This window comes from Catenulispora sp. MAP12-49, assembly GCF_041262705.1.
Lineage (GTDB): Bacteria > Actinomycetota > Actinomycetes > Streptomycetales > Catenulisporaceae > Catenulispora.
Genome location: NZ_JBGCCP010000011.1, coordinates 187,621 through 201,131, shown reverse-complemented (window position 1 = coordinate 201,131; position 13,511 = coordinate 187,621). Strand labels below are relative to the sequence as shown.

14 protein-coding genes are annotated in these 13,511 nt (G+C 72.0%); 12 read left to right on the top strand and 2 right to left on the bottom strand.

Annotated features, from left to right (window positions below; translation table 11 throughout):
* Positions 1-22: 22 nt before the first annotated feature.
* The 12 genes from ABIA35_RS21785 to ABIA35_RS21730 all read left to right on the top strand — a co-directional run bounded on the left by ABIA35_RS21785 (position 23) and on the right by ABIA35_RS21730 (position 12,210).
* On the top strand, positions 23-490 hold the full coding sequence (locus ABIA35_RS21785) for a phage tail protein (RefSeq protein WP_370344086.1): 468 nt from the start codon (positions 23-25) through the stop codon (positions 488-490).
* Positions 491-504: 14 nt separating this feature from the next.
* A complete protein-coding gene (locus ABIA35_RS21780; RefSeq protein WP_370359096.1) occupies positions 505-948 on the top strand; it encodes a phage tail assembly protein in 444 nt (147 codons plus the stop codon).
* A complete protein-coding gene (locus ABIA35_RS21775; RefSeq protein WP_370344153.1) occupies positions 942-1,124 on the top strand; it encodes a DUF6760 family protein in 183 nt (60 codons plus the stop codon). The genes ABIA35_RS21780 and ABIA35_RS21775 overlap by 7 nt, the downstream gene beginning before the upstream one ends.
* 1,395 nt (positions 1,125-2,519) lie before the next feature.
* Complete coding sequence (locus tag ABIA35_RS21770; RefSeq protein WP_370359095.1) at positions 2,520-3,491, top strand: DUF4157 domain-containing protein; 972 nt, start codon at positions 2,520-2,522, stop codon at positions 3,489-3,491.
* Positions 3,492-3,521: 30 nt separating this feature from the next.
* Entirely contained in the window at positions 3,522-4,025 is a 504-nt protein-coding gene (locus ABIA35_RS21765; protein ID WP_370344082.1) for a phage tail protein, read from the top strand.
* Positions 4,026-4,134: 109 nt separating this feature from the next.
* Positions 4,135-5,409, top strand: a complete 1,275-nt coding sequence (locus ABIA35_RS21760; protein WP_370359094.1) for a phage tail protein — start codon at positions 4,135-4,137, stop codon at positions 5,407-5,409.
* Entirely contained in the window at positions 5,406-7,241 is a 1,836-nt protein-coding gene (locus ABIA35_RS21755) for a VgrG-related protein (RefSeq protein ID WP_370359093.1), read from the top strand. Before ABIA35_RS21760 ends, ABIA35_RS21755 begins: the two co-directional genes overlap by 4 nt.
* A 65-nt stretch (positions 7,242-7,306) precedes the next feature.
* Positions 7,307-7,654 carry a GPW/gp25 family protein gene (locus tag ABIA35_RS21750; RefSeq protein WP_370344152.1) on the top strand — a complete coding sequence of 116 codons (348 nt, stop codon included), beginning with the start codon at positions 7,307-7,309 and terminating at the stop codon, positions 7,652-7,654.
* Complete coding sequence (locus ABIA35_RS21745; protein WP_370359091.1) at positions 7,654-9,609, top strand: putative baseplate assembly protein; 1,956 nt, start codon at positions 7,654-7,656, stop codon at positions 9,607-9,609. The genes ABIA35_RS21750 and ABIA35_RS21745 overlap by 1 nt, the downstream gene beginning before the upstream one ends.
* Positions 9,609-10,148: a phage tail protein gene (locus ABIA35_RS21740; RefSeq protein WP_370344078.1), complete on the top strand. Its 540-nt coding sequence runs from the start codon at positions 9,609-9,611 to the stop codon at positions 10,146-10,148. The genes ABIA35_RS21745 and ABIA35_RS21740 overlap by 1 nt, the downstream gene beginning before the upstream one ends.
* Positions 10,145-11,776 carry a discoidin domain-containing protein gene (locus tag ABIA35_RS21735; protein ID WP_370359090.1) on the top strand — a complete coding sequence of 544 codons (1,632 nt, stop codon included), beginning with the start codon at positions 10,145-10,147 and terminating at the stop codon, positions 11,774-11,776. The genes ABIA35_RS21740 and ABIA35_RS21735 overlap by 4 nt, the downstream gene beginning before the upstream one ends.
* Complete coding sequence (locus ABIA35_RS21730) at positions 11,776-12,210, top strand: hypothetical protein (RefSeq protein WP_370359089.1); 435 nt, start codon at positions 11,776-11,778, stop codon at positions 12,208-12,210. Before ABIA35_RS21735 ends, ABIA35_RS21730 begins: the two co-directional genes overlap by 1 nt.
* A gap of 4 nt (positions 12,211-12,214) precedes the next feature.
* Here the strand turns inward: ABIA35_RS21730 and ABIA35_RS21725 are convergent, their stop codons facing one another.
* Positions 12,215-12,913, bottom strand: coding sequence for a Pvc16 family protein (locus ABIA35_RS21725; RefSeq protein ID WP_370344075.1), 699 nt, complete (start codon positions 12,911-12,913; stop codon positions 12,215-12,217).
* A gap of 45 nt (positions 12,914-12,958) precedes the next feature.
* Positions 12,959-13,411 carry a ferritin-like domain-containing protein gene (locus ABIA35_RS21720; RefSeq protein WP_370359088.1) on the bottom strand — a complete coding sequence of 151 codons (453 nt, stop codon included), beginning with the start codon at positions 13,409-13,411 and terminating at the stop codon, positions 12,959-12,961.
* Between the last annotated feature and the right edge of the window lie 100 nt (positions 13,412-13,511).

Below are 13,511 nucleotides of genomic sequence, written 5' to 3'. Positions count from 1 at the left end.
ACGGAGAGGGGTGAGGGACCAGATGACCGTTGACGGCGGCAACCCGACGGTGCTGAGCGCGTCGACCTTCGTGATCCAGGTGGACGGGATCCAGGTCGCCACGTTCAGCGAGCTGAGCGGGATCAGCACGGAGGTGGAGTCGGTGGAGTACATCGCCACCGGCCCGGGAGGGATCATGCACACGAAGCAGTACGGGAAGACCCTCCCGCCGTCGGTGATGCTCAAACGCGGACTCGACACGTCGACCTACATGTGGTCCTGGCACCAGGCGGTGCTCCAGGGCGACCCCGGCGCGCGCAAGACCTGCTCGCTGCAGCTGTTCGCGGCGTCCACCTCGCCGAAGTCGGGGCAGCCGATCATCACGTACCTGCTGGAGAACGCGTGGCCCTCGCGGCTGGAGATCGGCGGACTGATGGCCGGCGCGAGCGAGGTCGTGTTCGAGACCGTGACGCTGAACTGCGACCAGATCCTGATGCAGCCCGGCGCATGAGCGGGGGAGAGAGCATGCTGACGCAGCTACCACCACAGCCACAGCCACAGTCACGGCCGCAGCCGCCGGCGCCGGCAGACTCGGCGGGGATGACGACGAAGTACCCGTTCGTCCTGCCCCGCGGCTACGTGGACGAGCAGGGCCGGGTGCACCGCGAGGGCGTGATGCGCCTGGCCACGGCCCGCGACGAGATCACGAGCCAGAGCGACCCGCGGGTCCGGCAGAACCCGGCCTATCTCAGTGTCCTGTTGCTGGCCCGCACGGTCGCGGGGCTCGGCGCGGCGCAGGGAGCGGACACCCTCATGATCGAGAACCTGTTCGCCTCCGACCTGGCCTTCCTCCAGGACCTCTACCGGCGCATCAACCAGGACGGCCACACGGAGGCCGAAGTCGCCTGCCCCGAATGCGGGCACGCCTTCGCGGTGGACATCGCCGGTGATGCCCCGGGGGAATCCTGACGTACACGGCCGACCGGCTCTGGGAGGAAGTCGTGTACCTCGCCTACTACTTGCACTGGCCGCTGCGGGACGTGCTCGACCTCGAACACCCGGACCGAGCCCGGGTGATCAGGGAGGTCGGCCGGATCCACAGCCGGATGGAGGCGGAGGGGGCGGCTGCCGGGCGGCGGGTGTAGGGGCGGGAAGGCGGATCGGATTGAGGGAGGGGAGGGGAGATGCTGCGGCTGTTTCGGAGGCGCAAGCGCAGGAGCGGCGATGAGCGGAGCGATCAGGGCTCTGGCAGGGCGGTCGGACGGTCTGGCGGTCTGGCGGTCAGTCGGGCGGTCGGTCGGGCGGACTGGAGGCTGCTCCCGCCGCTCGTCTTGACGGTTCGTGAGCCGGCGGTGACGGTGGCGCCGTCGATGGGGGTGATGGCGGCCGCGGTCGACCAGCCTTTGATTTTGGCGCCGAACGACAGACGTCCCGCGGCTGATAGCGGTGGGCCGACTGTCGGGACGGTGATGGGGCTGGCGACGGTTCGCGCCGAGCCGGTTCCTGGGAGTCGCCGAAAGACATTGGGGACAAGGGAAAGCACGAGCGCTGGATCAGGTGCCGGGCGGTTTGGGGCGATGCTCGGCGCGCGGTTGCCGGGAGCGGCGCGAGAGCTTGCGGCTCAAGTGCCCCCGGCGGCCAAGCCGCTTGCTGCTCAGCCTCGCGCCGATAGGCCAGGCGCCGGTCAGGTGGGCGCCGAGCAGCCAGGTGCCGGCCAGCCAGGCGCCGGCTACGTGCGCGCCGATCAGCCAGGTGCTGCCCGGCTGCGCGCATCTCAGCCGATCCTTGCTCAGCCGCCTGCCACTCGAGAGCCTGCCAACCGAGAGCCCGCCACTCGAGAGCTTGCCGCGGAAGAGCTTGCCGCTCGAGCCACTGCTCAGCCGCTGACTTCTCAGCAGCCCGCCAGCCGCCCGAATACCAGCGATCCGCACTCCGCCGGGGTCCAGGCATCCGAGCCGCCAGCCGCGCGGCTTCCCCTCATCCAGCGCCGCACTGCCAAGTCCGTCGCGTCGCCCACGCCGCATCCGAGCCTGGTCAAGGCGGCCGACGAGTACGTGGGCGAACCCTTCGCGGAGTCCACGCCCTACGCCTCCTCGTCCTGGCTGCGCATGGTCGAGAGCTACCGTCCGCCATGGATGCCCGGTGCCGCCCCCGATGCCATTCCCGATGTGATTTCCGAGGGCGTCACGTGGTCGAGCATCGCGCCGCCGCCTCCGCCGGAAGAGCGTGCGCAGCCGCCCAAGGCGACCCGTCGTGCCTCGCTCGCCGAGAGTCGGCGGCTCGGCCTCGGTAGTCCGATACGCGCACAGGACGCTCTGGACGCGGAACCGGGACCCGTCCCACCGGAACCTGTCCTCCCTGCCGAGGCCGCGCCGCCAGAGTTGGTGCTGGAGCCGGTGCCGGTGCCAGTGCCAGTGCCAGTGCCGGATCCTGAGCCAAAGCCGATGGCGGTTCCATTGCCCCAGGCCCCTGACTCTCCGCGCGCAGCCAAGCCGGTCCGCCTCGTCTACCGCTTTGCCGCAGGCGCGCGTCCCCGTTCGGTGCGCACCGTCGCGGCACTGTCGGCCAAGCCGGCGGCCGCCTCGGCGGCTGCCCGGACGCCGGCGCCCAAAGCCCTGATCCATCCGCGGACGCCGTCTCGGGAGCCGTCGTCCCGGCCGCAGGAACCGCCGCCGATCGCCGCCGTACCGGAGGTGGCACCCCCGGCGCTCGCCGAGGCGGTCCGTCGGGAGCAGGGTGTCGACGTCTCCGATGTGCCGATCCACCGCGGTCCCGAGGCGACGGCCGCCGCTCAGGCGCTCGGCGCACGTGCCCTGGCCCGGGACGGCGAGGTGCTCCTGCCCTCCGAGGCCGGGCCGCTCGACCGTCCCGTCGCGCGCGGGCTGCTCGCGCACGAGCTCACCCATGCCGCTCAGCAACGAGTTCTCGGCGCCGGGCTTCCTGCCGAGGACTCCGCAGCCGGCATGGCTCTGGAAGCCGAGGCCGTGGCCGCCGAACGCCGGGCCCGCGGGCTGGGCACGCCGCTCAGTGCGCCGCCGATCACGCCGCCGAACGCGGGCGGCTCGATGCCCGCGGCGTCCTGGACGGCTCCGTGGCAGGCCGCTGCGACGCCCCAGGTACAGCGCCAAGTAACCGATGTGACGATCGCCGCCGCGCCCTCGGTCCCGCCGAGCGGTCCGGCTTCGTTGCTCGGAGTCGGCACGGGGACGGCCGGGCCGCCGCGCCCCGACACGCCGGCGAGCCCGACCAGCCCGACCAGCCCGACCAGCCCGACCAGCCCGGCCAGTTCTGCCAGCCCGGCCGGTCCGGACCCGGCACTGGCAGCGGTGCGGGACAAGCTCGCCGAGCTCGACCGCCGGCGCTCGCTGGACCTCGACGACCCGGACGATGTCGAAGAACTCGCGGGCCAGGTGTACCGCAGGATCGAGGGCCGGCTGCGACGTGAGCTGCTCCTGGACCGGGAGCGCGCCGGCCGGCTCGGCGAGGTCGGCCCGCTGGGCTGGGCGAGATGAAGACCCCAAGACAAGGATCGAGGCGGTGGCGTGGACGGGTTCGGATCGGTGCTCGGCGGAGCCGAGAGCGCGCAGACCGCCCTGGAAGGGTTCGTCGGCATGGGCCATCGCTACGCGGTCCTGATCGACAACGTCGCCTACCACATCGGGGAATGGCAGAAGGTGTCCGGGCTCTCGGTGAGATGGAAGCCGATCGAGTACCGCGTGGGCGATCAGGGGAACAAGATCTGCGTCCTGCCCGGGGCCACCACCTACGAGACGATCGCGCTCAGCCGCGCGGCCAGTCCGTACTCGCGGGTCGTGCAGCACTGGCTGAACGAGACGTCCAAGAACCCGAAACCGCAGAGCGGGACGATCCAGCTCGTGGACTTCGCCGGGATGCCGCTCGTCCAGTGGCGGCTGAACGAGTTCTTCCCGATCAAGTGGAGCATCGACAACCTGAACGCCGAGACCGGCAAGCCCGTGATCGAGACGCTCGAGCTCGCGCACACCGGCTTCCTGGAAGACGCCATCTCGATGCTGTCCCCGATCTGACCGCGCCGGCCCGCGCGCCGTTGCCCGCCGCCGAATCTCGGGCACCGGGCGCGCGCCAGGGCCGTCCCGCCGCCGGCACCGTCCCCTGGCAGCTGAAAGGCATCCGTCCATGACCATCGATATGTTCGCCTCGGCCGCCGGGCAGGGGCCGGCCCAGCTCGCGGGGGCGGTGGCGCCGGCCGCCGGCACCGGGCTGTCGACCGGGATGTCGGCGGCGCGGGCTTTGCAGGGGGCCGACTCCGCGTTCCCGCTCTATGGCCTGTCCATGCGGTTCATCGTGACCTTCTCCACCGAGACCGGCAGCCAGCGGCTCGGCGAGTGGTCCTCGTGCACCGGGCTACACGTCGGGTTCGAGTGGGAGGAGATCGAGGTCGGCGGCGACTACGGGGGCAAGGCCGTGCTGCCGAAGGCCGTGAAGCACACGCCCGTGGTCCTGGAGCGGGCCATGGAGCACAAGCCCTCGAAGGAACTGCAGACCTGGCTCGACAAGCTCGTCAAGGACTGGGTGAACCGCGAGGCGGGGATGGAGGAGCTGCCCAAGGGGATCGTGCTCATCACCCTGCAGGACTGCCAGCAGAACCCCGTCTGCTCCTGGGCGCTGCACAACGCGGTCCCCGTCTCCTGGAACGGACCGGAGCTGAAAGCGTCCGGGGGCGAGATCGCCCTGGAGCGGCTGACCCTCGCGCACGAGGGCTTCCTGCCGCACACATCCGTCCCGCACAAGGCCAGTGCCGCCAATGCCCGGCTCAGCCTGAGCGATGAGAGCGTCCTGTTCCACTACAACCCGGCGGCGATGACGGTGGCGCACACCGCGTTGGCGGTTCCGGCCGAAACGCCGCCGGACCCGAAGACAAGCCCCCCGACCAAGGGGAACGGCCAGCGGCGGCCGGCCGAGAACAAGACGAAGATCACCCTGGACGCGGTGGTCTTCGACGGCGACGACGTGGAGGAGATCTGCGATCGCCTGATCGGCTGGACCTTCCTCAAACCCGTCCCGGCGACCGGCTCGGCGCTGAAGTGGCGGCCCCCCAGCCTGGAGTTCCGCTGGGGCAAGCAGAGGAGCCTGTCTGTCTACCTCACGGATGTGACCGCGAAGTACACCAGGTTCAGCCGTACCGGGACACCGGTGCGGGCCACGGTCACCCTCACCCTCGAGGAGGTCCCCGGCACCAGGCCCGGGACCAATCCGACCTCCGGCGGCCTGCCCGGACGCGGCACGCACGTCCTCACCGGCGCCGAGACGCTGCCCGCGCTGGCGACCAGCACCTACGGCGGGCCGGGGCGCTGGCGCGACATCGCCGCCGCGAACGGCTTCGACGATCCGCTGCGGGTCCGGCCCGGGACGGCCGTGTACCTGCCGAGCGCGCAGGAGACCGAAGGATGAGCGGGTCGGCGGAGACCGCCCCCGTCGTCTGGCCGAAGGTGCTCGTCGGCGAGGGGTCCATGGCGCTGTCCGGCCTGGCCGCGACCTGCCTGGTGCGGCTCGAGGTGGACGCGCACCTGCGCTGGCCCACCGCCTTCGCGCTCACCTTCCACGACCTCACCGGCGCCGCGCTCGGGGACGCCGGGCTCCGCATCGGCGCGCGCGTCCAGGTCGGCGCCGGTCCCACCGCCGGCGCCAAACTGGTCGTGGGCGAGGTCACCGCCGTCGAGGGCTGCTACCGGGGCAACGGCGGGCAGACCACCGTGCGCGGCTACGACCTGTGCCACCGGCTGCAACGCGCACGCCGGAGCCGCACGTTCGACGACATGACCGACTCCGACGTCGCCCGGCGGATCGCCCGCGAGGCGGACCTGGAGATCGGCGAGGTCTTCGAGACCGACACCGTCCACGACCATCTGCTCCAGTGCAACCAGACGGACTGGGAGTTCCTGGACCAGCGGGCCGGCGAGATCGGCTACGAGTTCGGGATGGCCGACGGCCGCTTCCACTTCCGTAAGGCGTCCCAGATCGCGCACGGGGACGAAGGCGTCGCGGAGCTGACCATCCCCGGCACCCTGCTGCGCTTCGAGCCCCGCGTCACCGCCGGGAACCTGACCCCGGACGTCGAGGTCCGGGTCTGGGACCCGCTGCGGGCCCGGCTGTCCGCGACCGACCCGGTGCCGACCTCCGCGGCCTCGGTCTCGGCGCCGCGCACCCAGGGCATGACCGAAGTCAAAGGCCTGTTCGGCAAGAAGGCGGCGCCCGAGGAGGCCGAACCGGCCGGCGGACGGGACCTCGGGCCCCCGCCGAGCCCGACGGCCCACGTCGTGGGCACGGTCCCGGTCGCGAACCCGCAGACGGCTGCCGCAGCGCTCGCCGCCTCCGTCGGCGCCACCTTCGCCGAGGCCGAGGGCGAGGCGTGGGGCGACCCCGCGATCCGCCCCGGCACGACGGTGAAGGTCACCGGCGTCCCCGGGCACTTCCCCGCAACCTGGCTGGTCACCCGCGCCCGGCACGTCTTCGACCCGGCGGAGGACGGCTACCGCACCGAGTTCGCCGCCGGCGGCGGGCACGACCGCACCCTGCTCGGCCTGGCCTCCGGCGGCGCCGCGGCGTCGGGGTCGACCGCCCGGATCCCCGGCCCGGTCTGCGCGATCGTCGACGACATCGGCGACGGCCACGCCCGGGTGCGCCTGACGCTGCCGTGGCTGTCCCCGGACGTCCGCACGGACTGGGCCCCGGTCGTGCAGTTCGGCGCCGGGGCGCGCAGCGGTGCGATGTTCCTGCCCGAGGTCGGCGACCAGGTGCTGGTCGGGTTCGAGTTCGGCGACCCGCGGCGCCCTTACGTGCTCGGCGGTCTGGTGACCGAGAAGAGCGCCTACAGTCTGGGCGGCGACGCTGTTCGCCAGGGGCCGGGCGGGGCGGACTCCTCGGTCGCGCGCCGCGGCTTCGTCTCGGCCTCGGGCAACCGGCTGGTGTTCCTGGACGAGATGGGCCAGGACCCGAAGCCGGAGAGCTCGCAGATCCTGCTCGGGACCGGCGACGGCGTGATCGGGCTGGTCATGGACGCGGTCAAGGGTTCGGTGGAGCTCGCCTGCGCGCCGGAGAGCCCGCCGGGGCAGCTGACCGTGAAGTGCGGCCCGGGCGGCACGGTGAACATCGTCACCGGCGAGGGCGGCACCGTGACCATCGACGGCGGGGACTCGCTGACCCTGAAGTCCGCGGCCTCGCTGACCATCCAGAGCCGGGGCACGGTCTCCGTGTCCGGCGCCTCGATCTCGCTGGGCGGGTGAGGACCGTGACCGACTTCATCGGCAGCGGCTGGGCGTTCCCCTTCTCCGTCGAGCCCACCGGCGGCATGGCCACCGTGTCCGGGACGGCCAACCTGGAGCAGGCGATGCGGCTGATCCTGACGACCTATCCCGGCGAGCGGCCGATGCGGCCCGGGTTCGGCAGCACCCTGCGGGACTACGTGTTCGACGGGGCCGGGGCGCACAAGGCCGCCGAGATCGCCGACGTGGTGCGCGAGGCGATCGAGCAGTGGGAGCCGCGGGCCGACGTCGCCGAGGTGGACGTGTACCCCGACGCCGACCGGCCCGGCCTGCTGTACATCGACATCGGCTACGTCGTGCCCGGCACGAACAGCCCGCGCAACCTCGTCTTCCCCTTCTACACGATCCCCCAGCGACAGGAGGGTGAGGACTGATGCCCCTGCCGGCCCCCGACCTCGACGACCGCCGGTTCCAGGACCTGGTGGACGAGGCCAAGCGCCTGGTGATGCGGCGCTGCCCGGAGTGGACCGACCACAACGTCTCCGATCCGGGCGTCACCCTGATCGAGACCTTCGCGCAGATGACCGACCAGCTCCTGTACCGGCTCAACCGGGTGCCGGACCGGCTGTACATCAGCTTCCTGAACATGATCGGGCTGCGGATGCTCGCGCCGACGCCGGCGCGGGCCCCGGTCACGTTCTGGCTCTCCAGCCCGGCGCACACCCGGCTGACCGTGCCCGCCGGCGCGCGGGTCGGCACGCTGCGCACGGCCACCGCCGAGTCGGTGGTGTTCAGCACGTCCAGGGAGCTGACGCTGGTTCCCGCTGTGCTGGCCAAGCTCCGCAGCCCGGTCGACGACGGGACGGCGAGCGAGGACCGCACCCGGCAACTCGCCGAGGGCAAGTCGTTCCGGGCGTTCCGGCAGCGTCCCGTCGTCGGCGACGCCCTGCTGGCGGGTTTGTCGGAGCCGGTGCCCGGATGCGTGATCAGGCTGGGCTTCCGGGGCCGGGTCGAAGGCGTCGGCGTCAACCCCGACTACCCGCCGCTGATCTGGGAGGCGCGGACCGATGACGGCTGGGTGCCCTGCGGGGTCGGGCTCGACGAGACCGGCGGTCTGAACAGGTCCGGGGCGATCGTGCTGCACGTGCCGGAAGGCCACACGGCCGGGGTGATCGACGGTGAGCGCGCCGGGTGGATCAGGGCCCGCATCATCGAGCCCGAGCCGGGCCAGCCCCCTTATACCGGATCCCCGGTGATCGAGGGGCTGAGCGTGGGGACGGTCGGCGGCACCGTCGAGGCCGTGCACGCCGAGCCGGTCGAGAGCGAGTCGCTGGGCCGCGCCGAGGGCGTGCCGGGCCAGCAGTTCCCGCTGCGGCGCAGCCCGGTCCTGGTGGGCTACGGGCCGCCGGTGGTGGAGACGAGCTCGCCGGCGGGCTGGCTGGAGTGGACGCAGGTCGAGCACTTCGCCGACAGCGGTCCCGACGACCGCCACTTCACGCTGGACGCGGTCAGCGGACTGGTCCTGTTCGGCCCCGCGGTGCGCGAGCCGGACGGGAGCCTGCGGTACTACGGAGCCGTGCCCCAGAAGGGCGACGAGGTCCGCATCCGCGGGTACGCCACCGGCGGCGGGTCGCGGGGCAACGTCGCCGCCGGGTCGCTGTGCCGGCTGAAGTCGTCGGTCCCGTCGGTCTCCGCCGTCGAGAACAGGCGGCCGGCGCAGGGCGGGGTGGACGGGGAGACCCTGGAGGAGGCGAAGGCGCGCGGGCCGCTGCTGGTCCGCACGCGCAGCCGCGCGGTGACCGCCGAGGACTACGAGGTCCTGGCGCGCGAGGCGGCGCCGGAGGTGGCACGCGTCCGGTGCGTCCCGGCCGGGCGCGACGTGGCGGACGCCGGGGGAGTACGGGTGCTGATCGTCCCGGCCGCGGCGGTGGAGGACGGCCGCATCCTGTTCGAGAACCTGATCCCGCCGGAGCCGACGCTGGCCCGGATCACCGCCGGTCTGGACAAGGCCCGGGTGGTCGGCACCCGCGTCGCGCTCGAACCGCCGCTGTACCGCGGGGTGACGGTCGTGGCGCGCCTGGTCGCCCGGCCGCGGGTGAACACCGAACGGCTGCGCGAGGACGCCCTCAGCACCCTGTACACGTATCTCAATCCTCTGCCGGGCGGCGGACCGGAGGGCGCGGGCTGGCCGTTCGGCCGGCCGGTGCAGGCCGGCGAGATCTTCGGCCGCCTGCAACAGGTGTCGGGGGTCGAACTCGTGGAGGACGTGCGGCTGTTCTCCGCCGACCCGATCACCGGCGCGCGCGGCAAGGAGAGCACGCGGATCGACCTCGACGTGAACAGCCTGGTGTTCTCTTATGAGCACCAGGTCAGGGTGGAGGCGCGCTGATGCGCCGGGCCGTGGAGGGCTTGGGCACGCCGTACCCGATCGGCACGCTGCTGCCCGGCATCATGCAGGAGGACCCGCTGCTGATGCAGTGGACGGAGGCCTTCGACGAGGTACTGGCCCCGGCCATCTCGACCCTGGACTGCCTGGCCGCCTACGTCGACCCGATGCTGGCGCCTGCGGACTTCACCCGCTGGCTGGCCGGCTGGCTGGGCGCGGTCGTGGACGAGAACTGGCCGCCGGAGCGCCAGCGCGCGGCCGTGGCGCACTCGGTCCGCCTGTACCGCCAGCGCGGCACCACCGAGGGAATCCGGGCCCTGATAGAGCTGGTCACCGGCGGCGAGGCGGAGATCACCGACAACGGCGGCATCGCCTGGTCCACCACCCCCAACGCCCCCCTCCCGGGCGAGCCCGGAGCCTGGCTGGCCGTCCGCGTCCGGGTGCCGCGCAACACCCCGATCGACATCGCGGCCCTGGAACACCTGATCGCCGCGGAGAAGCCCGCCCACGTCACGCACCGGCTGGAGGTCGTCGAGCAATGATCGTCTGTCGCAAATGCGGGTTCCGCAACCAGGAAGGCGACGCCTTCTGCGGCTCCTGCGGCGGCTTCCTGGAGTGGACCGGCGAGAAGCAGGAACCGGCGGTCGCGAAGGAGATCGTCGAGGAGGTGCACAAGCGCGAGCAGGAAACCGCCGCCGCCCCGCGCGTAGGCCTGCTGAGCAGGGTGATCCACGCGGCGAACGTGGCCATCGCCGGCCCGTCGGCGGAGGCGGGAGCGGGAGCCGGGGCCGGCGAGGGCGGCGGCGGGGAGGAGGCGAATCCGTTCGGGGCGTTCGCGTCGATGGGGTTTGGTGAGCCGGCGTCGGAACCGGCGCCAGAGCCGGAGCCGGTGTCTGAGCCAGAGTCGGTGTCTGAGTCGGCGCCGGAACCGGAGGCTGGGGCCGAGTCGGAGACTGAGGCTGAGCCGAAGGATGGCGATGAGCCGAAGGCTGAAGCTGAGGCGGCGGCCGGATCTGAGGCGAAGGCCGAGTCGGAGGCCGCGGCGAAGGACGGCGATGAGCCGAAGGTTGAGGCTGAAACCGAGCCGAAGCCTGACGCCGAGCCGGAACCGACCGCTGAAGCTACCTCGGAGGCCGAGCTGAAGGATCTCGCCGAGTCGAAGCCTGGGCTGAAGCCGAAACCCCAGCCTGAGCCTGAAGCCGCATCGAAAACCGAGCCCGCGCCTCCCGCGCCTCCCGAATCGCCCGAACCTCCCGAGCCCCCGCTCGCCATCCCGGCCCGAGCCCCCGACCGCATCCGCGAGCAGGCGCCGGGTGTCGCGAAGGCACGTCCGGTCGCGGTGACCAAGACCGCGCCGAGTCGGCGGCTGTTGCCCGGTGATCTGGTCTGCGGGAGTTGTGGTGAGGGGAATCCGAGTTCGCGGCGCTTCTGTAGTCGGTGCGGTGTGTCGTTGGTCGCGGCGGTCGCGGTCAAGGAGCCGTGGTGGCGCCGTTTCATTCCCAAGCGGGGGCCCCGGGTGGTCAAGCTTGGTCAGGGCACTGACAGTAGTGAGCAGGGCAGCTCTGATCTCGCGAAGCCGCGTTTCGACCTGAAGTTCGGGCTGCGGCAGATCTATCGCAAGGGTCGGGTGGTCGTCGGGGTGGTCATCCTGGTCGGCGGCCTGGTCTATGGCGCGTATCCGCCGTTCCGGTCGATGGTCAACGGCAGGGTGAAGGGGGCCAAGACCAGCGTCATGAATGCGATCGGCGACGGGCTTCAGCCGATTCGGCCGGCGGGTCAGAGTGCGAGTGCGGCGATGGCGGGGCATCCGGCGGCGGCCGCGGCGGATCTGAACACCAACACCTACTGGGCGGCGCCGTGGTCCATGCAGGCTGAGGCGACGCTCACGTTCGACTTCGGGCGGCGGGTGACGTTGAAGAAGATCATCGTGTACTCCGGGGCCGCCGACGCCTATACCCAGGACGGCCGGCCCAGCGAGTTGGTGCTGAAGTACTCCGACGGCGAGTCCTCCACGATCGCCATGAGCGACACGCCCAAGCAGCAGGAGTTCCCCCTGTCCCACGCGGCCGGCGTCACCTCCGTCACCATCCAGGTCGGGTCGGTCTACCCGGACGACGCCGAGACCACCGTCGCCGTCGCCGACGTCGAGTTCTTCGGCCTGCCGCTCTGATGGCCGATTCCGTGATCAAGACGGGGGACCTGCTCCAGGTCACCATCCCGGAGCCGGCCATCGTTCCGGCTCTGGAGGCCCCGGTTCCGCTGACCGGCTCGAGTACGAACGTGACCGTCGCCGGCGTGCCGGTGTGCCTGCTGGGCGACGAGCTGCCGATGGAGCTGCGCGTCCCCCTGGCCTACACGGCGCCGCCCTTCACGATCCCCGGCATGGGAACCCTGATGCTCACGCTCATGCCGGACAACCTCACCCGCAAGACCACCAACGGCGGCAAGCCGCTGCTCATTAAAGGCGGATCGTTCACCGCGATGTTCACCGTGGAGACGCCCGCCACCCAGCCGACGCCGACCGGCCCGATCCCCGATCCGGAGGTGGAGAAGCCGGGCACCGCCCGCTTCGTCACGACGAACGTGACAGTGGCCGCGGGCTGACGGGTCAGGGGAGCTCCCGGCGGCCGTCCCGGCGGCGCACCGTCTCCACGGCCTGGACCGGGTCCGGCAGCTGATGCGTCCGGAGCACGACCTCGCGGACCGGTGCCGCGAGGTCCTTCGCCACCGGCGGCACGACCGGTACCACCAGCTCCAGCACGAGGTGCGCCCGCGGCGCGATCCCCAGCCCCGGCCACGGATCCGTGACCGGGGAGGGTCCCGAATCCCCGTCCCCGCACCGTACGAACACCGGGAGCCCGGCCTCGGCCAAGGACCCTCTCAGATGGTCCTCCCCGAGCGTCTCAGTACTCACACAGGCGTTGATGAGCACACCGAGCAGTTCATGCTCCTCGAACACCGAAGCCGTCGCGGTCGCCGCGGACGCCCCACGCTCGCCGACCGCCGCCCCCGCCCACGCGGTGACCAGATAGGAGAGCCGGTGATAGCGGTGCGGCGACTGCCGGCCGACCAGCCGCCCGTCGCCGTCCCGCACGTCCGACCACCCCGAGGAGGGCTGATGCTGGCCGTCCTTGCGGATGTCGCACAGGAACACGCTCACGAACGGAGCCTCCGGCACCTGCTCCTGCCACCGGGCGCGCGGCGCGTCGAACCTGACGCCGGTACCCGGCGGCAGGCTGGACTCCAGCCAGCTCGCGAGCGACAGATCCGCGTCCCGCAGCATGCTGCTCTCCGCTCTGTGGTTCACACGGTTCCATGATTCGCAGTTCTCTGGTTCGTACGGTGCTCTGGTTCACACCGTGAGCGCGGTGACCGGCACCGCGCCGGCCGGCCCCAACGTCCCGACGACCGCCGACCGCCCGGTGAACGCGTACGCCAGCGCCGCGGCGTGCATCGCCTCGACCGGCGCGATCGTCGCGGCGGACACGGCGATGGCCGAGCTGCCCGACAGCCGGCCGACCGCCGCGATGTACGTCCGCGCCGCCCGGGTCTCCAAGTCCTGGAGCACGGCGACTATCCCGTCCGTGCTCGTGGCCGCGCCGATCGAGGCCATCAGCTGCGCGTGGCCGGACAGCGGCGATCCGGCGACGTCCGGCTTCCCGGCGCCGTGCAGAACATTGCTCCACGACGCCGCGTGCTCGCTGTGATGCGCCATGGCGGACTCCACGAACGCGGCCAGACCCGGAACGGCCGGCCCGTACTTTCCCGCGCGCAGCGCCGCATCGACGGCCTGGTACGCACTCACCGCCTGGTTCTCCACAGCCGCTGCGAGTGCAGCGGTTCGCAGGTCTCCGCTGTATGGCGACGCCGGAGTGGCGGCAGCGTGACTCTTGGCGTGGCTGCTG